Source organism: Vallitalea maricola (genome assembly GCF_036985595.1).
GTDB lineage: Bacteria > Bacillota > Clostridia > Lachnospirales > Vallitaleaceae > Vallitalea > Vallitalea maricola.
In genome coordinates, this window is record NZ_BTPU01000009.1 from 1 (window position 1) to 21,382 (window position 21,382).

General features: G+C 31.5%; 21 protein-coding genes, 1 pseudogene and 1 riboswitch. Of the genes and pseudogenes, 16 read left to right on the top strand and 6 right to left on the bottom strand.

Annotated features, from left to right (window positions below):
• The first annotated feature begins 81 nt into the window (after window positions 1-81).
• A riboswitch (THF riboswitch) is annotated at window positions 82-185 on the top strand.
• A 178-nt stretch (window positions 186-363) separates the two neighbouring features.
• Entirely contained in the window at window positions 364-1,146 is a 783-nt protein-coding gene (locus AACQ14_RS03060; protein ID WP_339362092.1) for an ECF transporter S component, read from the top strand.
• 23 nt (window positions 1,147-1,169) lie between these two features.
• Window positions 1,170-1,730 (top strand): GNAT family N-acetyltransferase, encoded by a 561-nt coding sequence (locus tag AACQ14_RS03065; protein WP_339362093.1) that lies wholly within the window; start codon window positions 1,170-1,172, stop codon window positions 1,728-1,730.
• Window positions 1,731-2,036: 306 nt separating this feature from the next.
• Here the strand turns inward: AACQ14_RS03065 and AACQ14_RS03070 are convergent.
• Window positions 2,037-5,033, bottom strand: a pseudogene (locus AACQ14_RS03070) (Tn3 family transposase).
• Window positions 5,034-5,151: 118 nt separating this feature from the next.
• Here AACQ14_RS03070 and AACQ14_RS03075 point away from each other — a divergent pair.
• A complete protein-coding gene (locus tag AACQ14_RS03075; RefSeq protein ID WP_339362094.1) occupies window positions 5,152-5,742 on the top strand; it encodes a recombinase family protein in 591 nt (196 codons plus the stop codon).
• 312 nt (window positions 5,743-6,054) lie between these two features.
• Entirely contained in the window at window positions 6,055-6,702 is a 648-nt protein-coding gene (locus AACQ14_RS03080; protein ID WP_339362095.1) for a M23 family metallopeptidase, read from the top strand.
• Between the two features lie 109 nt (window positions 6,703-6,811).
• On the opposite strand, the gene AACQ14_RS03085 is transcribed toward AACQ14_RS03080, so the two are convergent.
• The 3 genes from AACQ14_RS03085 to AACQ14_RS03095 form a co-directional block, all read right to left on the bottom strand.
• Window positions 6,812-7,693 (bottom strand): hypothetical protein, encoded by an 882-nt coding sequence (locus tag AACQ14_RS03085; protein WP_339362096.1) that lies wholly within the window; start codon window positions 7,691-7,693, stop codon window positions 6,812-6,814.
• Between the two features lie 218 nt (window positions 7,694-7,911).
• Window positions 7,912-8,676, bottom strand: a complete 765-nt coding sequence (locus AACQ14_RS03090) for a TIGR03915 family putative DNA repair protein (RefSeq protein ID WP_339362097.1) — start codon at window positions 8,674-8,676, stop codon at window positions 7,912-7,914.
• 36 nt (window positions 8,677-8,712) lie between these two features.
• On the bottom strand, window positions 8,713-9,951 hold the full coding sequence (locus AACQ14_RS03095) for a putative DNA modification/repair radical SAM protein (RefSeq protein ID WP_339362098.1): 1,239 nt from the start codon (window positions 9,949-9,951) through the stop codon (window positions 8,713-8,715).
• Between the two features lie 308 nt (window positions 9,952-10,259).
• On the opposite strand from AACQ14_RS03095, the gene AACQ14_RS03100 reads away from it, so the two are divergent.
• The 12 genes from AACQ14_RS03100 (at window position 10,260) to AACQ14_RS03155 (ending at window position 20,022) form a co-directional block, all read left to right on the top strand.
• Window positions 10,260-10,517 (top strand): HPr family phosphocarrier protein, encoded by a 258-nt coding sequence (locus tag AACQ14_RS03100; RefSeq protein WP_339362099.1) that lies wholly within the window; start codon window positions 10,260-10,262, stop codon window positions 10,515-10,517.
• A gap of 85 nt (window positions 10,518-10,602) precedes the next feature.
• Complete coding sequence (locus AACQ14_RS03105) at window positions 10,603-12,450, top strand: PRD domain-containing protein (RefSeq protein ID WP_339362100.1); 1,848 nt, start codon at window positions 10,603-10,605, stop codon at window positions 12,448-12,450.
• Between the two features lie 17 nt (window positions 12,451-12,467).
• Entirely contained in the window at window positions 12,468-13,589 is a 1,122-nt protein-coding gene (locus AACQ14_RS03110; RefSeq protein ID WP_339362101.1) for an amidohydrolase/deacetylase family metallohydrolase, read from the top strand.
• Window positions 13,576-13,956, top strand: coding sequence for a PRD domain-containing protein (locus AACQ14_RS03115; protein WP_339362102.1), 381 nt, complete (start codon window positions 13,576-13,578; stop codon window positions 13,954-13,956). The genes AACQ14_RS03110 and AACQ14_RS03115 overlap by 14 nt, the downstream gene beginning before the upstream one ends.
• Window position 13,957: 1 nt before the next feature.
• Window positions 13,958-14,317: an SFCGS family glycine-rich protein gene (locus tag AACQ14_RS03120; protein WP_339362103.1), complete on the top strand. Its 360-nt coding sequence runs from the start codon at window positions 13,958-13,960 to the stop codon at window positions 14,315-14,317.
• A 1-nt stretch (window position 14,318) separates the two neighbouring features.
• Window positions 14,319-14,609, top strand: a complete 291-nt coding sequence (locus AACQ14_RS03125) for a DUF4312 family protein (RefSeq protein ID WP_339362104.1) — start codon at window positions 14,319-14,321, stop codon at window positions 14,607-14,609.
• Window positions 14,610-14,628: 19 nt separating this feature from the next.
• The gene (locus AACQ14_RS03130; RefSeq protein WP_339362105.1) at window positions 14,629-15,342 is read left to right on the top strand and encodes a DUF4311 domain-containing protein; all 714 of its coding nucleotides are present in this window, start codon (window positions 14,629-14,631) and stop codon (window positions 15,340-15,342) included.
• An 18-nt stretch (window positions 15,343-15,360) separates the two neighbouring features.
• The gene (locus tag AACQ14_RS03135) at window positions 15,361-16,023 is read left to right on the top strand and encodes a DUF4310 family protein (RefSeq protein WP_339362106.1); all 663 of its coding nucleotides are present in this window, start codon (window positions 15,361-15,363) and stop codon (window positions 16,021-16,023) included.
• A 37-nt stretch (window positions 16,024-16,060) separates the two neighbouring features.
• The gene (locus AACQ14_RS03140; RefSeq protein WP_339362107.1) at window positions 16,061-17,152 is read left to right on the top strand and encodes a DgaE family pyridoxal phosphate-dependent ammonia lyase; all 1,092 of its coding nucleotides are present in this window, start codon (window positions 16,061-16,063) and stop codon (window positions 17,150-17,152) included.
• 10 nt (window positions 17,153-17,162) lie between these two features.
• Entirely contained in the window at window positions 17,163-17,909 is a 747-nt protein-coding gene (gene dagF / locus AACQ14_RS03145) for a 2-dehydro-3-deoxy-phosphogluconate aldolase (RefSeq protein WP_339362108.1), read from the top strand.
• A gap of 127 nt (window positions 17,910-18,036) precedes the next feature.
• The gene (gene ptsP, locus AACQ14_RS03150; RefSeq protein ID WP_339362109.1) at window positions 18,037-19,755 is read left to right on the top strand and encodes a phosphoenolpyruvate--protein phosphotransferase; all 1,719 of its coding nucleotides are present in this window, start codon (window positions 18,037-18,039) and stop codon (window positions 19,753-19,755) included.
• Window positions 19,756-20,022 carry an HPr family phosphocarrier protein gene (locus tag AACQ14_RS03155; protein WP_339362110.1) on the top strand — a complete coding sequence of 89 codons (267 nt, stop codon included), beginning with the start codon at window positions 19,756-19,758 and terminating at the stop codon, window positions 20,020-20,022. It abuts the gene before it with no gap.
• Window positions 20,023-20,151: 129 nt separating this feature from the next.
• On the opposite strand, the gene AACQ14_RS03160 is transcribed toward AACQ14_RS03155, so the two are convergent.
• On the bottom strand, window positions 20,152-20,727 hold the full coding sequence (locus tag AACQ14_RS03160; RefSeq protein WP_339362111.1) for a hypothetical protein: 576 nt from the start codon (window positions 20,725-20,727) through the stop codon (window positions 20,152-20,154).
• 1 nt (window position 20,728) lies between these two features.
• Entirely contained in the window at window positions 20,729-21,349 is a 621-nt protein-coding gene (locus AACQ14_RS03165) for a hypothetical protein (protein WP_339362112.1), read from the bottom strand.
• Between the last annotated feature and the right edge of the window lie 33 nt (window positions 21,350-21,382).

Here is a 21,382-nt window from a genome sequence, read left to right on the forward strand (position 1 = left end):
CTACAATAAGTTGACACTATCGAAAACTTTAAGTTTTTATAGACAATCAATACTTTATTCTATATAATATACTTGTACTGTAGCAGAGCAGATATTACGCGTTAAGTGTTAGAGGATGGGAAGTTTCCTCTAAACGAAAAACCTGCATGGTGTTAGGTTTGCGGTGTGATATTGTTTCCGCTGTTACATAGAGAATAAATGTATGATAATACCTTTTTTCTTTTTATGTAACAGATACTATGTAAAAAGAAAGGAGGTTTTTTGTTTATGCAAAATAATACAAAAACCGTTTATGTGATGCTTTTATAATTATTTTCGGAATAATACAATTAATTATCCAATAAAATTATAGGAGGCTCATAAATGAATAAATCAAAGTCAAGTTATTATATAAAAGTAATTGTACAAACAGGTTTACTTATCGCAATTGCGCAGATTGTTAAGATGTTCAGTACTTACATCTATTTTGCAGGAACACCAGCAATTAGAATTAGTTTTTCAGGTCCTTTTACCAAAATGCCTGGTATCTTGTTTGGTCCTGTTGTTGGTGGTATTAGTGCTGGTCTATCTGATATTATAGGTTATCTTATTAAACCTCAAGGACCATATATTCCTTGGTTAGGAGTAACAGCTATATTAGGTGGTATTCTCACTCCTCTCATCTGGAAAGGATTAAGGAATATGGATATCAAAAAGCTGCAAACTATATGTGTCATTATTTTATCAGCAATCGGTCTACTTGGTATATTTAATCATATTCAACTTACTTACTATGCAACTGGTACTTGGGCTAAATATATATCATCTATTGGCAAAACCACTACTTTCGCAACTGTTTTATTAATAGCTACTTCCCTAGTAGGATTTTCACTGCTATTGATAGACCGTATTATTCAAAAGAGATATAATCAACTTAAAATATATAATAATTTCTTGAAATTAATTATATCTGTAGGCATACCAGGATTATTAGTAACTACTATTAATACTCAACTTCTTAGAATGTTTATTCCTGTATTATCTAAAAAAGCCTTTATTGCTTTTTTACTGCCTAGAATTGTAGAAGAGTTATTCATAACAGTTTATATATCATATATGTTGTCGCTTTTGCTGTATTTATATAATAATTTATTTAAAAACAAATAATTAGGTTATTAGAGGTATGAGTAATGAAAAAGATATATTCAACAAATAGATTAGTATTACGAACTATTGATACATCCTTCACTAGGAAGGTATTAGACTATTATACACGTAACAAAGATTTTTTGAATCCTTGGGAACCAAAACGTGAACAAAACTTTTATAAGCCTATGACACATAGAAAAACTTTACGAAGAGAACAGGATTTAATTAATAGTCTATCTATGCTTAGACTTTGGATTTTCAAAAAAGAGGATACTGGTTTTGAGAGAATTATAGGAACCTTAGCCTTCTCCAATATTGTTAGAGGCTGTTTTCAATCATGTTTCTTAGGTTATAAGCTTGATAAAGATGAAGTTAATAAAGGTTATATGTCAGAAGCCCTTGAAAAAGGAATAGAAGTCATGTTTCATGACTATAAACTTCACCGCATAGAAGCTAACATAATACCTAGGAATGAAGCTTCTATAAATCTAGTAAAAAAACTAGGATTTATTAATGAAGGCTTATCAAAGAAATACCTTAAGATTAATGATGTATGGGAGGATCACTATCATATGGTATTGCTTAATGAAGATATGGAATAGAATGTAACCATTATAGCAATAAGAAGTTTATTTATAAGATAAATGTAGAAATATATCTCATAATAAGAAATGTTAACACATTATTTACATTTGAAACATGAATTATACACACTTATATACTATGATGATATTGTAAGAAAAAACTCTTACATAAGAAACTCCCCCCCTCATTCTTTATATAATAAAAAAGCATTGATTAAATCCTCGAATCAATGCTTTTTTTTGTAATTATTGGGGTAGCGTCAGCATAATGCGGATTTACAACGCTAAGAAACTTTCTGACGCTACATTTTATTTTTTACCACGTTAAGGAATATTCAAAGGTCTTAATCCATTGATAATTGCGTTATCTGAACGTTTAAAACTATACTCTCCCAACATATTGATATGCTCCCATCCCAATGGTGATATGTTTGCAAGTAACGCTTCTTGGAAATTTCCATCAGCACTTTTTTTATAATCAATCGCTTTTTCTAAATATAGTGTATTCCAAATATTAATAGCATTTATAATTATATTTAAAGCACTTGCTCTCTGTAATTGATTTTGAATAGTTCTCTCTCTAAGTTGACCTTGTTTTCCAAAAAATATAGCCCTTGCAAGACCATTCATAGCCTCACCTTTATTTAATCCTTTTTGTATTTTTCTTCTCAATTCTTCGCTAGATATATAATCTAATATAAATATTGACTTTTCAATTTTTCCCATTTCTCGCAATGCAGTCGATAAGCTATTTTGTCTAGAATAAGAGCCCAACTTTCCAAGTATTAATGAGGAGGACACTTTTCCTTCTCTAATCGAATGAGCTAGCCTTAATATATCTTCATAATTTTCTTTTATAATATTTTCATTAACTTTACCACGCATTAGGTTTTCTAGATTCAAATAGCTATTGGCTTTATTTAATGTGTATAATTTAATATCTGATATATCTCTTATTCTTGGTGCAAACTTAAACCCCAATAAATGAGTTAATCCGAATACTTGATCTGTATATCCAGCTGTATCAGTATAGTGTTCTTCGATATTTAAGTCTGTTTCATGATTTAATAAACCATCAAGCACATGAGTAGCATCTCTTGAATTAGTATTAATAATTTTAGTGTAATAAGATGAAAATTGGTCACTAGTAAATCTATATATAGTTGCCCCTTTACCTGTTCCATAATGAGGATTTGAATCTGCATGTAAGGAAGATACTCCTAATTGCATTCTCATTCCATCTGACGATGAAGTTGTACCATCTCCCCAATTACAGGGCAAATGTAATTTATTATGAAAATTTACTAATGTAGCTTGAGCTCTGATCATAGCATCATCATGCATACGCCACTGTGAGATATTAGCTAATTTTTTATATGTTACTCCTGGGGTAGCATCAGCCATTTTACTCAATCCAATATTAGTTCCCATGCCAAGCAACGCAGCCATTATTAATATCGTTTCATCTTTATCAGGTTTTCTATTATTAGATGCATGGGTAAATTGCTCATGAAATCCTGTTATGTCAGCAATATCCATCAGTACATCTGTTAATTTTACTCTTGGAAGCATTTGATATAGTTCTGTACTTAATTGTTTTGCTTCTTTAGGCGTATCTTTTTCTAAGCGGGATATTGATATTTTTCCATTTTTAATTGATACATTTTCTAGTGTTTTAAAATTTCCAGATACAAAATCTAATCTTTCATTAAGACTGTTAACTCTTTCTTTCATATATTCATCAAAAGATGTATTAACGGATAATCTTGTGCTATTTATTGAATTGATCCATTCATCTTTAGTAAATAAATAATCTTCAAAATCTCGATATTGCTTACTTCCAACGACTGATATATCTCCAGCCCGAACCTGTTCTCTTAGTTCTCTTAGTTCAGTTAATACTGCCATTTCATAATAGTGCCTATTGATTGAACCATCTTTTTCGAATACATGCTTTTTCCAACGTTTTGAAATAAATTCTATAGGAGCGTCTACAGGTACCTTGCGTTTACCTGTCTCATTTAGTTTATGTAATATATTTATAGCATCTAAAAGTGGTTCCTTTGACTTTGTTGATCGAAATTCTAATGATTTTACGAGTGTTGGGGTATATCTTCTTAAAAAAGAAAATCTTTTTTCAAGTAAATCCAAGTAATCATAATCTGCAGGTCTTGTTAAATCTTGAGCCTCTTGTACGGATGATACAAAAGAAGACCAGTCAATAATAGATTCTATAGCATCAAATGGATCTATTCCCTCATCTTTAGCTTTAATTAAAGCACTTCCCAAATTAGCAAAATGTATTACTTTTTCATTTAACTTTTTACCATTTTGCTTCTGAATCGCTTCTTGTGCTTTTCTTCCTTTGGATAGTAAGTTTAAAATTTGCCTATCATGTATTTCAAAAGCCTTATCTGTTAATTCTTTAGATAAATTTAATAGAAATATTGCTAATATAGTATATCTTTTATCTTTATCAAATCTGCGAAATGCATAAGGTTCATATCTAAATCCAAGTTTATATATTTGAATTATTCTATTTTGGTGTAAGTGATTTACTTTTAATGTTTCTAGGTTTAATTTTCTTATATATTCAATTTTATCAACTACCTTTAAAAAATTATCTGGTGAGGGAAAACCTGTAGGTTCTTTTAACCAAGCTAAAAGCGTTTTGGTCTTATCATTGGGATGATCTAAAGATAATACTTCATCTAGTTTACTTTTCTGGGCAATAGTTAAAGACTCTGCTATAGTACTAATTATTTTCTTTTCTGCATATTCTTTTGATTCCCATATTAACCTTTCAAGTGTAGTAATGGCTGGAAATATAATTCTATTTTTTCTTATAAACTCTAAGCATTCTGTCATTAAATAGATTGTATTATCATTTTCAAGAGCTGACCTAGATACATACTCAAATGTCATTTTATACTCATTAGCTGTAAATGAAATAAATTTATATTCATCACGTATTTCATTTAGATGTTCCCATAATGTATTTTCCCTTTTAGGATAACTCTTAAAAGATTCGATAGATACATTTATCTATTTAGAAATATACTCAATCACAGCCGAAGGTATATTGTCAATATGTGTATAGGGCCAACCAGGATATCTTAATACTGCTAACTGAATTGCAAATCCTATTTTATTTTCTGGCCGTCTTCGTTTATTTATAATCTTAATATCATAATTAGATAATGTATAGTAAGAACCTATACTACATTCATCTTCAGGTATTTCCATAAAAGAGCTTCTTTGCTCTTGAGTAAATAGTTCCCTACCTCTTGCTATTGTGTTCATTTTATCATTCCAATCCATTTATAATTTTATTTATATTGTACCAGTAGAGTGTACCCTATTGATACACTAATATTTTTCTGATAGAATCAGTATTTGAGATGTCCCATAAGACTTGTATCAGAATGGAGGTTTAGTTTTGAGAAAAATAGGGTATGTTCGAGTAAGTTCAGAAGATCAAAATCAAAAAAGGCAAGTGGATCAATTAAATGAAATAGGTATGGATATTGTTTATCAAGAAAAAGTATCTGGATCAACAATGAATAGAGAAGAACTGAAAAAAATGTTAAATGAATTACATAAAGGAGATATTATTTATGTAACGGATTTAACTAGAATTACAAGAAGTACAAAAGATTTGTTTTTATTAGTAGATGAGATTAGAAATAAAGGTGCTAATTTAAAATCATTAAAAGATACATGGTTAGATTTATCTGAAGATAATCCATACAGTCAATTTTTAATTACTGTTATGGGTGGTGTAAATCAACTAGAAAGAGATTTGATTAGAATGAGGCAGCGTGAAGGTATCGAGATTGCCAAGCGTGAGGGAAAATTTAAAGGTAAATTGAAGAAATATCATAAAAATCACGTGGGAATAAATTATGCAATCAAATTATATCGAGAGGGAAATATGACTGTTAATCAAATTTGTCAAATTACAAATATATCAAGATTAACATTGTATAGGCGAATATCAGAAGAAAAATCTAAAAATCATACTTTTTAGTATAGGGGTACAGCCAACATTTCTGACAAAACTCACGTTAAGACAATATTTGGAAATAAAAAAGCCGGTTGTTCACGTTAAGGAGTAACAATTACAAAAACCCCATGAATACTTAACGTTTTAACTTCTCATTTTACTGGTGCTACCCTTAAAAATAATCAATAATCTAAAGTTCTTAAAATTTTTTATTTTATGTCGTGTTAATGTCGTGTTGGATAATGTTATGATATATCCAAGCCAAACAAATGGCTGTATTATATAAAATCGCGATTTATATATATAAAATATTAAATTAAGAAAGAAGGAAAAAATATGTCAAACTTAAGATGGGCTTTAAGAGACGCTGATACATATTCTACGTCTCAAGCCACTAAAAAAATAGGTAGTATTGATGCAACCGAAGAAGTTGAATATCTTAATCAAAAAGTAAATGGATATGCGTATATTGAATATAGTACTTCCAACGGCAGAAAGAAAGCTTGGGTTTATGCTAACAATCTTACGGCTACTAAACCACCTAGAGAAATAGGGATTATGCCAGTAGGTACAAAATTCAGATCTCCAACGGATTTCCCAAATTATCAAAGTGGTGGTTTTCATGGGGGGACAGATATTGCTAGCGATGAAGGTGCAGCAGAAGGAGATCCAATAAAAGCATCATTTGCTGGAAAAGTAGTAGACGTTGTGACAAGTGTAAAAGGAGTCGATCATTCTAAGGGTTTCGGTAACTATGTAAAAATTAAATCATTAATTAATGGAAAAAATTATTACACTTATTATTGTCATATGCTTTATGGTTCTGTAAAGGTATCTAAAGGAAACACTGTATCTAAGGGGCAAGTAATAGGCAAAATGGGTAATACAGGACACAGTTATGGTGCTCATTTGCATCTGGAATATAGAGTAATGCCTTATAGCCCACGTGCCTCACACGTTGTGGATCCAAGGAAATTTTATTAATAGTTAGCGATGGAATAATAAATTAATGGTATAATCGATTAAGCATAGGTATAAGAAAAGAGACTCCGTTATTAAAAAGGCCTCTTTTTTTAAAATTTAATTTAATTAATCATTTTTTCTTTATAATATCACCAGCTAAAAACTTATACTCTCCATCTGCAAATTCTATTATAAAAGTGCCATCATAAAGGGTAGCAGGCAATTCTTCGTCGGGTTCTTCATTTAATGTAAATGTAATGTGTGCTATTTCATCCTGAAAGACCACCTCATCGATTTCTTGGGATGAATAATGCCCCCCAACGAATGGAGTATAGGTATAGGTGTCGCTGTTTGCATCATATTCTTCTATTATTGAGTGATCTATTATGGTATTAAATTTACTTAATATATAGTCATCAATAATTTTTGCTGGAACTGTAATACTAGATGTCTCTTCATTGAAGTAGGAATAAAGCTCTGGTCTTATAGAAGTAAAAGAGGAGCCAGCTATATAGGTATCATTAACAATAGGAAGTTTAGTAAAGTAAGATGCATCTACTTTTTTCTCTAAAATCAGCTTATTCATTTTTTCTATAGGCAGAATGTATTTATGTGATTCTCTATCATAATACGGCGCTATAAGTTCTTTTCCTCTAAAGGGTTGTAGAGGGTATGTACCTCCAGTTATAATGTAATTAAATGCTTTTTTAAAATTAATATAATCATCTTGTGTAAAAGAAAAATCATTACTAAAAGTTAGTAGATACTTAGAGATTATCATCTCTAAAATAGCATCATTTAGCTCAGGTATATTGTCTTTTATTATAGGATATGCTGAGTCTGATTTTTGATCTATACTTGGGTTCTTTAAATTGTCTGATGTTTTTTCTGTACTTGTATTAATTGAATCGTCTAATATTTTATCTTCCTTTTGTTCATCTTGTATTTGAGTGTTTTTCATACAGCCCGAAAGGCATAATATAATTAGTAATGACAAAAGTAATCTTTTCATAAATTAGTCCTCCTTTTCGGTTAGAATTGAATCACCACAAGACAACTAAATCGAAAAAGGATGGTCATTGTTTTGAATTCAATTATAACTTATTTACTACTCTATATATTTGTAACTCTCTTGAATTTTACCATATTTAAATAATAGAATCAACTAACTATGGAAAGAACCATTTTCATGTTGACATTTACAGTATTGGGGCAGCGTCAGAAAATTGCTTAACGTTGTAAATTCGCATTTTGCTGACGCCACCCCTTATTGAACTCAACAATATTTTTCCTATATCTAGTTGGTACAAATTGTCTTTGTAATACTAGATTCTTTCTCTCCTTGATTCCTATATGCTCAAAATACCCTTTCCACATCTCTTGGAAATTTCTTTCTCTCTCTGAGATAGCTATATCTTCCTGATACTCAAAATCTGTTATCATCCATTCTCTTTTATTATATATAACAGCTTTATTACGTTTTTTATCATGGATTATGAATTTCTCATTTTTCATTCTATCTGCAAAATGGTCGGCTAATAACTCAATTACATCATTATCAGGTGTCAACGGTGCATAAAGTACCTCTCCAACCTCTTGGAACCTTAATAAACCTAAGAGTCTATGCCTTTCCTTTGATACTTTGGAAGATAGGTTATGGACATTCAGAACATCCTTATGAGTATGGTCGTTATCTACTTTATACCCCATCTTGAATCCTAATTCCAAGTATTTTAATATATAGCAGTCTTTTTTGTAATCATCAGATAAAAATGTATAATAAGCGTTTTTCATAGCTTCATCGGATATCTTGTTCCATATGGCATCATATACTTTACCTGCTTTTTTATCATCGGTAGTAATATTAACTTCTGGTTCTAATAGTTGCATTTCATATCTATTTTCATAATATATTCCATTAGCTTTTTCAGTATAATAATGTTCGTATACACAAGTTAAGAGTCCATTAAATGTTCCATCATGTAAATACACCATATCATCAATCCCTTTATTAATTATTGCTATATATATTTATATTTGCAAAGTAAGTTGTTCATAAGGTGGTAAAGGATTCAATATACTTTTAATATTCTCTGGGTCAAGATTTTTTTCTCCGTAATACTTGCCGTTGCATGTAACAAAAAATCTAGCTCTTTTTAATACTACTCCCATTTTTTTTAAATCCTCATAGGTAACTATTCTTACTTTTCTTTGGTTAAGTATTCTTCTAGCTGAGACCATTCCAATACCCGGAATTCTTAATAATTCGTTTACTGATACTTTGTTCACTTCTTTTGGGAATTCTCCAATATTTCGAAGTGCCCAAATCATCTTAGGGTCATAATCCAAATCAAAATTGGGATTAGTGTTATCCAGCAATTCTTTTGCTTCAAATTTATAGAATCTTAAAAGCCAATCTGCTTGATATAACCTGTGTTCTCTAAGCATTGGTGTTGTAGTTGAACTTATGGCTGGTAAGTTACCACCTTTATTGACAGGTACGTATGCAGAAAAATATACTCTTTTTAGCTTGAATCTTTTATATAATTGATCAGTTATGCTTAACATGGATAAATCACTTTCACTGGTAGCTCCTACAATCATTTGAGTAGATTGACCTGCTGGAACGAACTTTTTGGCATGTTTGTAACGAGCTACTTCATAACTTGATTTATTTATCTCGTCTTTTATTTGATTCATTGGCAAAAATAATTTTCTCATGGTTTTTTGGGGTGCTAATAATTTTAGCCCATCTTCTGTTGGTAATTCTATATTAACGCTCATCCTATCAGCAAGTTCCCCCGCTTGCTGAATGAGTATCTTATCTGCTCCCGGTATAGCCTTTACATGAATATAACCAGAAAATCCATAGTGATTCCTAAGTATAAGCAGAGTCTTGACTATCTTCTCCATTGTGTGATTAGGATTTTTCTCAACAGCTGAGCTTAAGAATAAACCTTCTATATAGTTTCTTCTATAAAATTCAATAGTAAGTTCAGCTACTTCTTCTGGTGTGAAACTAGCTCTTTTTACATCATTACTTAATCTATTAACACAGTATTCACAATCATATACACAATAATTGCTAAGTAATATTTTTAATAACGATACACATCTACCATCCGAAGCCCAAGTATGACATATCCCACTAGCTTGTGAACTTCCAATTTTACCTGTATTCTTTCGATTAACACCACTAGAAGCACATGAAACATCATACTTAGCTGCATCAGCTAATACTTGTAATTTTTCTATTATATTCTTCTTCATATAATCACCATCTATATTATATCAAAATTATGGCAGCAATGCAAACATATGTTCTACAAATCGTAATCACGGTTGATTTGTGCTTTTAATTTTAGCACTTTTCCTCTGTCGGCTTCTAACTCCGTCGCCAGTTTATAACTTAGTATAAAGTATGTAGCTATACACAATACTAATATTGCCACATAGTTTTTGAAGTAAACGCTACTTCTCTTGAATGAATATGTTCTATATAATGATAAAAGAGTTATTTGCAATGGGTGTGCAATGGGTGTTATAAGCAGACAATATTAATATGGAGGTATTCAAATATGAATAGTGCAATTATAAAGAATGAATTAGGGTTACACGCAAGGCCGATAACGAAATGGTTAGAGGCTATAAAGATTTTAGATGCAGATATTACAGTAATATGCAAAGGTAAAAAATATAATGGTAATTCTATGATTGGATTAATGTCCATGGCAGCTAAAAAAGGTGATGAATTATCAATAGAATCAGAAGGGACTGATAGTGAAAAAGCAATTAAGATGTTATTGGACTTAATAGAAGACGGTTTTGGAGAGTAGTATTTTGCCACATATAAGTTGAATAAAGTTAAACTTCAAAATAAAAGTGAAACACCGTATACTTTAGGTAAGGGAATGATGACACATGGCATTATCCTTAAGAGAAAAAGCCATTATTGAAATTCTTATAAATGAGAAAAGGCCTGTACGTATTTATGAGATTGCAGAAAAATTAAATGTAAGTCAAAGGACTATAAGGTATGACTTAGATGAAATTGATTATGCACTTAAAAATGTAGATGAATGCATTGTCAGAAAACCAAGAGTGGGAATTTTATTAGAAACGCAATGCACATTGGAAGAACTGGTTGAAAAATGTGGAGATAATTATACTAATATGCCTTATTTAAATAAGAATGAACGCTATATTTATCTTGGTATGCATTTTTTAACAACAGATGATTTCACATCAAGTGAGCAATTAGCCACCATGTTAGGTGTAAGTCGCTCAGCCATTATGAGTGATATTAAAGAAATATCGCAAAGAGCAGTGGATAAATATAATGTACAGATTTTAGCAAAAAAGGGCTATGGCTATCGAGTACAAGGTAACGAACAATTACTGCGTAGATGGATGAGCGACTTAGTTTATGAAGCTTTATTACTCAAAAGACAAGGAGAAAAGATTCATCCTGTTAGTGAAGGCATATCCACACTTGTGAATTCCTATGATGTCAGCGACATAAGACGAGCTGTTAAGTCAAGTCGGCGTGTAGATGCTTTTTGGCTACCTTACGATGAATACTTGAAAGTTATTGCAATCATTAAAACAACGTTTTATAGAGTTGAAAAACACAAGTATTTAAAGGAGGATTTATTTGAAGGTAAGGAATATATTAAGTTAAGAACATATCCAATTGCAAAAGAAATCGTAAAGCAACTGGCTGTTAGAGAATTTCCAGAGTTAGAAATTAATTTTTTGGCTTATGAATTATTAGCGAGTAACATGAAATTTCCTGATAACTCTTCAAAATTAGTTGATCCAAAACTGATTGATACTGTTGATGAGATGATGAACTTTCTTCAAAAACATGAACAATGGAGTAATGATTCAATAACAACTTTAAAGAAAGATTTATTATTCCATTTTGAAGTAACATTAGAAAAGATACAGCTTAATATCCCAAACAATAATCCATTACTAGACGAAATAAAAAAGACCTATTTTGTTGAATATGTTCGAGCTTCTGAGTTATTAGATATTTTTAAAAAGAGATATAATATAGATTTTACAGATGATGAAATTGGATTTATTACAATGTACTTGGTCAAAAATCGTGGAAAGCAAGATGTAAGAATACAAAAAAATATTATTATTGTTTGTGGTTCTGGAAGAGGAGCGTCACGATTATTAGCTACAAGAATTATTAATAATATATCAAATATAAACATTCATAGTATTGTAGCAGTTTTTGAAATAGAAGAAAAAACAATGAACTACGAAAATATTGATTTAGTTATTTCTACAGTGCCTTTAAAAGATATAAAATTACCTTGGATAAGAGTTAGCCCACTTATAACGGATAATGAGCTAGGATTAATATCTAAGAAGCTATTTAATCAAAAAGAAGATCAAGAAGAATTAAAATATGTCACAGCCAATGATAAAGAGTATTTGAACAAAGAATCTGAATTCGCTCATCTAATTGGTATGATTCTTATCGAATTGGGAATTACTTTATCTTCTTTAGAAGATAATGGGCTAATTAAGAAAGATAAGCTTTTACAGTGGGGGTTAACGCTTCATATTGTAATGGCTGTTCCACGATGGAAATTAGGGCAGTTTAATATTGAGCCAGATTTGGATAAGGCAAAGAAAGAACAGCCCCTTATATTTAGTGAAATTAAAAAGGTGCTGGGAGTAATACGCGATAAATATGACCTTATTATTTCAGAAGATGAAGTCATTCCAATTATGCGTTATCTCTTATAGAAAAGGATGGTGATAAAATGAGCAATACACTAAATGTTGTTGGAGGAATTTTGTTTGAACCAGGACATGAAAATCACCTTAGACAAACAGATTTTTTCATAGAAAATGGAATTATAAAAAGTTTTAGCAAGGTAAATGGTATAGAAACAGTTGATGTTAATGGTGCTTTTGTATCAGCTGGTTGGATTGATTCGCATGTTCATTGTTTTCCAGGAGAAAGCATGATTAGTATTCATCCAGATAAAATAGGTGTAATAAAAGGTGTAACAACAGTCATTGATGCAGGAACATCTGGAGCTAATACTGTTGATATATTCCAAAAGGAAATTATTGATAAAAGTCATACAAAAGTAAAGATATTATTAAATGTATCCAGTGATGGATTAATTACATTAAATGAACTGGCTAATAAAGATGCTATTTCTTATGAAAAAATTACTTCTGTACTTAAGCGTAATAAAAACATCGTTGGATTAAAAGCTCGGATAAGTAGTTCTGTCTTAGGTGATATGGGAATAGAACAACTTATATTAGCAAAAGAGGTAAGTGAAAAATGTCAGTTGCCTTTAGTGGTTCATATTGGTAATGCACCACCTGAAATATCAGATGTTCTAGATGTTCTAGGTAAAGATGATGTTATTACACATATGTATCATAGTAAAGTCAATGGTTTATTTGAAAAAGATGGTACCCCAAAAGGAGCAACTAAACGAGCTATTGAGAGAGGCGTAAAATTTGACGTTGGTCATGGAATGGCAAGCTTTTCTTTTCACGTAGCCAAACGAGCTATTGAAAACGGAGTAAAGCCAGATACTATTTCAACAGATATATATGAAAAAAATATTGTAACACCAGTAGGTAGTTTAGGAATAACTATGAATAAATTAATAGCAGCAGGGTTGTCACTAGAAGAAGTCATACAATGTGTTACAAGTCATGTAAGTGATTTGTATGACCTAGAGGATAGAGGAAGAATTCAAACAGGACTACGTGGAGACTTAACCATATTCAATGTTTCTGAGGAAGCTACAATTGGTATTGATTCAGACGGTAGTAAAATAAACTTAGAAAAAAATGTTAAGCCAACCATGACTTGTATTGGTGGTAAGTTATATTCTATAGAAAATGGAGTTGTATAATTTGGAAATGTTAGCATTATTAGAAAAACAGATGCAGCTAAGTGAGCAAGATATCTTAGATTTTTCACCGTATTATGATAAAATCTGTGCATTTTTGGAGAAAAATCATATACAGTTTGATGAAAACTTTGCATTGGGATTTTATTCACATATGTACGCATTTGTTGGAAGATTAAAAATAGGTGAAATGGTTCAAGACGTTGATCGAACCCTCGAAAAGGAGATTGAACCTAGAGTGATGGTACTTACGAAAGAATTACTAGAGAGTGTTGGTAATGAATATTTATCTGTGGTTTCAAAGGATGAAATACTACTGGCCTCAATTCATATTCAGACAGCTATATTAATGCAAGAGAAAGGAGAATAACATGGTTACTATAGTTATTGGCGATCGTTTAGGTAAAGGTCAAAATGTTGCAAAGGGTATTGAAAAAGCAGGAGGAAAAGCTATTGTTATAGAAGGAATGGCTGCTGACATGCGATTAGGTGATGAAATGGAAAAGGCAAACGCTGATTTAGGTATCTCATTTTGTGGAAGTGGGGGAGCTGGAGCGTTAATGGCTGCAAACAAATATGGTTATAAAGTAACGCATCATTTACGTTCTATTGAAGCTGGAGAAACCGCAATACAAGAAGGAAATAAAGTTCTTGGTTTTGGATTTATGGATGTAGAAGAATTAGGATACCGATTAACTAAAGCATATATTAAAATGCAGGAAGGAAAATAGTATGGATGAAAAACAATTACTTAAAGTTGAACGAAAGACCTTGGAAGTATCGGGGATAGGAAAAACTAAAGAAGAAGCTTTCGGTAAAATTCTTACAAACTTAAGACAAGAGGTTTATAAAGATACAAAAGGGTTGATTCTAAAGATGGATCCTATTGAAGTCTATTTAGTTGAAGAAAAAAGGTCATCAGAAATTGAAAAGTTTTTGTTTCTATTCATGCCAAGAGAAAAGGATAAATTTAATTTAACATATAAATTTATCGTAGAAGTACGATATGTAGAAAAATTATAAGTTAAAGGGAGGAATTAAGTTGTTAGAAATTATTATTAAATCACTCATTATTGGAGCGATAGGTGGTGGCGCAATTGCAGCTGGTGCAGCAAGAATGTTTCATACTCCAAAGTCACAATCAATGGGTGCATTTAGAACTTTAGGAGAGCTTAATGCGTGTCAAGGAGACCCGGTTGCACATGCCTCATTTGGGCTAGGATTTTTATTCAACGCAGCAGCAGCAGTAGTAGCATCAGGAGCATTGACTCAAGACGTGTTCCATAGAATTATTCCTAACTTTGCAGCAGGAAGTTTATTAATCAAGAATAAAAATGTAGAAGAAACAATGCACGACCCGTCAAAAATGATGGTTGCTGGAGCTGTTTCAGGTGCAGTAGTTGTCACATTCTTAAATACTATTGCTTCTGCAATTCCAGAGTCATTATCCATTATTGCTAAAGAAATTTTAGCACCTGCTTCTTCAATGATGATGTCAACAGTTATGCCTATCATCTTCTGGTTAGCAGCTCTTGATGCAGGTAAAATTACAGGTATCTGGGGAACAGTACTTGGAGGATTAGGACATATGATTATGGGGAACTCAGTACCAGGTATCGTATTAGGTATACTTATTGGTAAGACTATTGAAGAAAAAGGATTTAATCGTTCTGCACAAATCATGTTAAGTATTGTTGTTGTAATGTTTGTCGTTATAGCATATTTCCGTGGATTTTTTGCAAAACTAGGACTTTAATTAAGGAGGAAATAGATAGTGGAAAAGACAACAAATAATAAAATGAGTAAATTAGCTTTATGGCTATTAAAAGATTCAACATTTCCATTTTTAGTAGGAATAGCATGTGCCGCACTTTTTGCAGGAACGCATATGTATGTTACACATGGTATAGGTGCATTTAATGAAATATTTGTAGTACAAATGTTAGATGAAGGTCTTCAAGGTGGAGATTTTGTAGCAGCAGCAGGTTTTGCAACAGGATTCTTAATTGCCAGAGTACTTGAAGGACCATTAGTAGGATTACTAGATATCGGTGGGTCATTAATGACTGGTGTTGGTATCGGTATACCAGCCGTTTTACTTTCAACTGGTATCAACGCACCTGTAGAAAACTTCTCACTATCTTTAATTACTGGAGCAGCTATTGGTTTAATAATTGGTGGTATTATCATTATTATTAGAAAAATTATGCCTCAAGGAATCTCAGCAGCAGGAACTGGAATTATGATGGGTGCTGGTAATGCAACAGGTAGATTTTTAGGACCATTAATTATTTTAAGTTCTATTAATTATAATGTACCAGCAGGTATTGGTGCCATTACAGGAGCAGCAATATTCTACAAAATGGATAGACATATATCAGGTGGAGCTATTATCGGAGCTATGGTAGTAGCAGGAATTGCTCAAGCGTTTATGTAAAAAAAAACAAAAGATACACATTTGAAAAGAGGATATTATGAATGTTTATGAAAAAATAGGCTTGCCAAAAGTTATTAATTGTTCTGGAAAAATGACTAAATTAGGAGTATCTACTCTTTCAGAAAGCGTTAAAGAGGCTATATCTAACGCAGGAAGTCATTATGTTGTGATTGATGATTTATTGGATACAGTAGGAAATGAAATAGCAAAAATAATACATTGTGAAGATATATGTGTTACAGCGTCTGCGTCTAGCGGTATTGTCATTGCAGTTGCAGCAACTATTACAGGTGACCATTTGTCACTTATTGAGTCCATGCCAAATCATAACCAAAAAAAGAAAGAAGTTATTCTTCAAAAAGGACATGCTGTTAACTATGGTGCGCCAATGGAAACCATGATTAATATTGGAGGCGGAACTCCAGTATTAGTTGGACAATCTAATAAGGTAGAAAGAGAGCATATAGAACAAGCCATTACTGAAGATACCTGTGCTCTATTATATGTTAAATCTCATCATGCAGTACAAAAAGGAATGCAATCTATTGAGACCATGATAGACATTGCAAGAAATCATAAAATACCCCTCATTGTAGATGCAGCAGCTGAAGAAGATTTAGAAAAATATTATAATATGGGTGCTGACTTAGTGATTTATAGTGGTGCAAAAGCATTAGCAGGACCTGCGTCAGGATTTATTGCAGGACGACAATCATTGATTAAAAGCTGTAAAAAACAATATAAAGGTATTGGTCGAGCAATGAAAGTTGGTAAAGAAAACATGATGGGACTTTATCAAGCTATTCTTGACTATCAAGAAAAGAATAGTACAAAAGATCACCAAATGTATTGTGTAGAAACAATGATGAAAGAATTAAATGATATAGAGGGTATTAATATAAAATTAGTTCAAGATGAAGCAGGGAGAGAAATTTTTAGAGCTCAATTGAAAATTGATGAAAAAATCTTTAATAAAAATGCTTATGACTTAGGAGACTACTTAAAGCAAGGAAATCCATCAATTTATACTCGTGAACACTATATCAATTTGGGGATTCTAAATTTTGACTTTAGATCCGTAACTACAAATGAGTTACAACAAGTTATAATGAAAATTAAAGATTTTTAAGGAGGTATATATGAGTACAGAAATTAAATTTTATAAGGATAGAGTAGCAATTAATTTTCTAGCTAAAGATGCAAAAAATGGAAGAGAAGTCTATGATGCTATGGATGGGTATACTGCAATAGGTGTATTATCTAACCAATTTGAATCAGCAGAAGAAGGCATTGAATTCGTTAATGAATTTAAAAAAGAAGTGCCATGTGTATCTGTTGGATTAGGAGCAGGAGATCCAGCACAGGGAATTAAAGCAGCCACAATTGCAGCAAACACAAATCCTGGACATGTAAATCAAGTTTTTACTTCAGCAGGATATGCTTCAGGTGCGTTAATGATGAATAAAGACAAAACAACTAAAATTAATGTCCTTATGAGTCCAACAGGCGTTGTAGGTAAAGTGAAGATTAATACTGGAGAAAGAAGTTGTAAGCAAAACGATGCCATTATTGATGTAGAAACGGCTTTAGCTATGTTGCTTGATATGGAAGCTGACTCTGTGAAATTCTATCCAATGAGAGGTTTAGAAGGTCTTGAAGAATTAAAATACGTAGCTGAAGCATCTGCTAAAATGGGAGTTAAGCTGATAGAGCCTACTGGAGGAATCACAGTTGAGAATTTTAGTGAAATCTTAAAAGTATGCTTAAATGCAGGGGTAGAAAAAGTTATGCCACATGTATATGGAGCAGCTATTAATAAAGAGACAAAAGAAACAGATGTAGAAATAGTAAAAGATTTATTCAATAAGGTTAAAGAATTAGTATAATCTTAAGTAAAAATGTGTAAAAAGTTTGAAGGGTCTATAGAGATTAAGCTATAGACCTTTAATACTATATGAGTAAAAGTAGTATGATACTAAAAGAGGTAACTAAGTAATTGGAAGGATGAAAATCATGATATTAAATGGTATTGGTGCAAGTAATGGCTTTGCAATTGGTAAAGTGTATAAATATGAACCAGTTAAAGTACAGGTTGAGAAGAAGCAAGTAGACAATATTCAAGACGAAATTACAAAATTAGATAATGCTATTGATATAAGTATAAAGGAATTAGAAGCTATTAGAATTAAAGCACAAGAAGATATTGATGAAAAAAGCGCTGAAATATTTAATGCACACATTCAAATTTTGAATGATCCAGAGTTTATAGGAAATATAAAAAAAAATGTTAAGTCAGATAGCATTAATGCAGACTATGCCATAAAAGAAATAGCTGATATGTTTATTAATATGTTTGAGGCTATGGATAACGAGTACATGAAAGAACGTGCAGCGGACATAAAGGATGTTTCTCAACGACTATTATACCATGTATTAGGAATTAATAATAATGGTGCTACGCCTATAAAAGAGGAAGTTATTGTAATAGCTAATGATTTAACCCCATCAGATACTGCACAATTTGATAAAAGATATATTAAAGGTTTTGTAACAAATGTAGGTGGAAGAACCAGCCATGCTGCAATAATGGCTAGAACCCTAGAGATTCCAACGGTTGTTGGTACTAAAACAGCTCTATTAGATATTAAAGAATCTGATATAATTATGGTAGATGGATTTGATGGTAAAGTGCATATTAATCCAAGTAATGAACAAATAGAAGAAGCTAAAGCAAAAATTAAAATGTATAAAAAAAAGCAAGCTATCTGGGCACAGTTAAAAAATACATCCACTGTAACAATGGACAATCATTATGTTGAACTTGTTGGTAATATTGGTTCACCAGAGGATGTAGAAGGCGTAAATAATAACGGTGGCGAAGGCATTGGCTTATATAGAACAGAGTTTTTATACATGGGAAGAAAGAATTTGCCTACAGAGGAAGAACAGTTTGAAGCTTATAAAGTAGTGTTAAATAATATGGGTGATAAACCTGTTGTTGTAAGAACACTTGATATTGGCGGCGATAAAGAATTACCATATATGGAAATGGACAAGGAAATGAATCCATTTTTAGGAAACAGAGCTATTCGATTATGTTTAAGCAAGAAAGATATTTTTAAAACACAACTGCGGGCATTACTTCGAGCAAGTGTATATGGCAATCTAAGAATTATGTTCCCTATGATTGCAACAATGGATGAATTTCATGAAGCAAAAGACATGCTAATGGAATCTAAATGCGAATTAATAAAAGAAGGTAGTAGAGTTAGTGACCATATAGAAATAGGGATAATGATTGAAATTCCAGCAGCTGCAATATTAGCGGATCAATTTGCTAAAGAAGTAGATTTTTTCTCTATTGGAACGAATGATTTAATACAATACACTTTTGCAGCAGATAGAATGAATGAAAAAGTATCTTATCTGTATCAACCGTTTAATCCATCCTTATTAAGATTAATAAAAATGGTCATTAATGCGGCACACAAAGAAGGTAAGTGGGTTGGTATGTGTGGTGAAATGGCGGGAGAGCAACTAGCTATACCTATACTAATTGGACTAGGATTAGATGAATTTAGTATGAGTGCTACAAGCATCTTACAAGCACGCCATATAATTTCAAAACTCAATTATAACGATATGGTAAAGTTAGCGTCAGAAGTTCTTCAGATGACCAGGGATAAAGACGTTTACAATCGTATATGTGGGGTACTAAAGGAGGATGTATAGATGTTGAGTGTAACACTAAAAGTTATCGAGCCTGAAGGATTACACGCTCGTCCAGCTTCAATGCTAGTTGGCGTGGCGTTTAAATATAAATCAAATATTGATATACAATGTAATGATAAAATCGTGAATATGAAATCAATTATGGGTGTCATGACTTTAGGTGCATGTTACAATAGTGAAATTACTATTCATATTAATGGAGAAGATGAAGAAACGGCTATGATGACAATTGTTAATACTATTAAAGAAAATAAATTTGCAGAATAATTAATAAAGGAAAAAGATGGGTAGTGAATTTTTAATTTATTAAAGCTAAGATTCAATTCACGTATCCGCTTGTAGTGTCAGATAAAGTGTATAAATTTCCATCCTAGCTATGTAAGCTGGGGTGGTTCTTTAATAATTATCTGTATCCTCATTTTTCAACTGTCCATTACAATATTTTTTGACTGTATTCATGTTGACAGCCCATACAATCATAGTTATTATCATTGCACAAGCACATATAAAATTCATAGTTATCGCTGTCCCTTCTGCTACATTGAGACTGAAAGTCATAATAAAGCTTGCTATTAGCTGCACATATAGAAAAAAGTTACGACCACTTTTTATCTGCTCCACTAATCGGGCTTTCTCTTTTTCCAACAGTTTAATTACAGCTTCATACATATAAAAAGCTAATACTAATATTAGTAATTGTACTATGATACCAATGACTGTTGATAATATAGTAATTTCTGAATTTTGACTCAAGAATAAGAAAAAAGTAATAATACGTACAATTACACATACTGAACCTACATAAGTTGCAATATGGAATTCCTTGATTTCTGTCTTATCATATAATTTTGATACAGCACTTGTAATAAGTATATATCCTACTACATTTGGCAAGATGTCGATAAAACCAATGTTTATATTAATTAGTATGAAAACTATCCCCCATACAATTGTTCCAAAATGTTTTCCCATCTTATAATCCCCTTTTCTTAACAAGTTGCCTAACTGATTTATCTGTTAAATATGGTGAATACCTTATGTTATACAGACTCTGACTACCCTCATTACCATTTTCATCGGTAGAAAGCAATGTATATCTAATGTCATAGATATTATACTTACAATCATTATCCAACATTTCAAAATTAGTATTAACACTTAACGTATTATAGGCTTGGAATGGTAGTTGTAGTTCATCTAAAGGATAACACTCTATATCCTTTTGATTATTATGGTAATTATCCTCCATTTCCATAATTTTGTCTTTATCGGTCTCCTTTGATATATTTACTAAAGTATTGTCTAACTCATCATTAGTAACTAGATTCATTTTAACAAAATTATGTGTCTCTTCATAAAGCTTGGATGTAATATCGTTAATAATTATACTGTTATCAAGTTCAAACACTGTCTTAGAAAATCCTGTACTAGAAGAACTGCTCATTGAACTATGCAAACCTTTTTCTTTATTGTTATTGATAATAATCTTCCCAATATCTATATTTTGTTCCAACCCATTATTATACGTAATAACTGCATCTTCTAAGATAATATTATCCATTTCCTCATATTCTTTTTGCTGATCTAAATTCAAGCGAGTATTAAGAACAGCTGTATTACTATTATA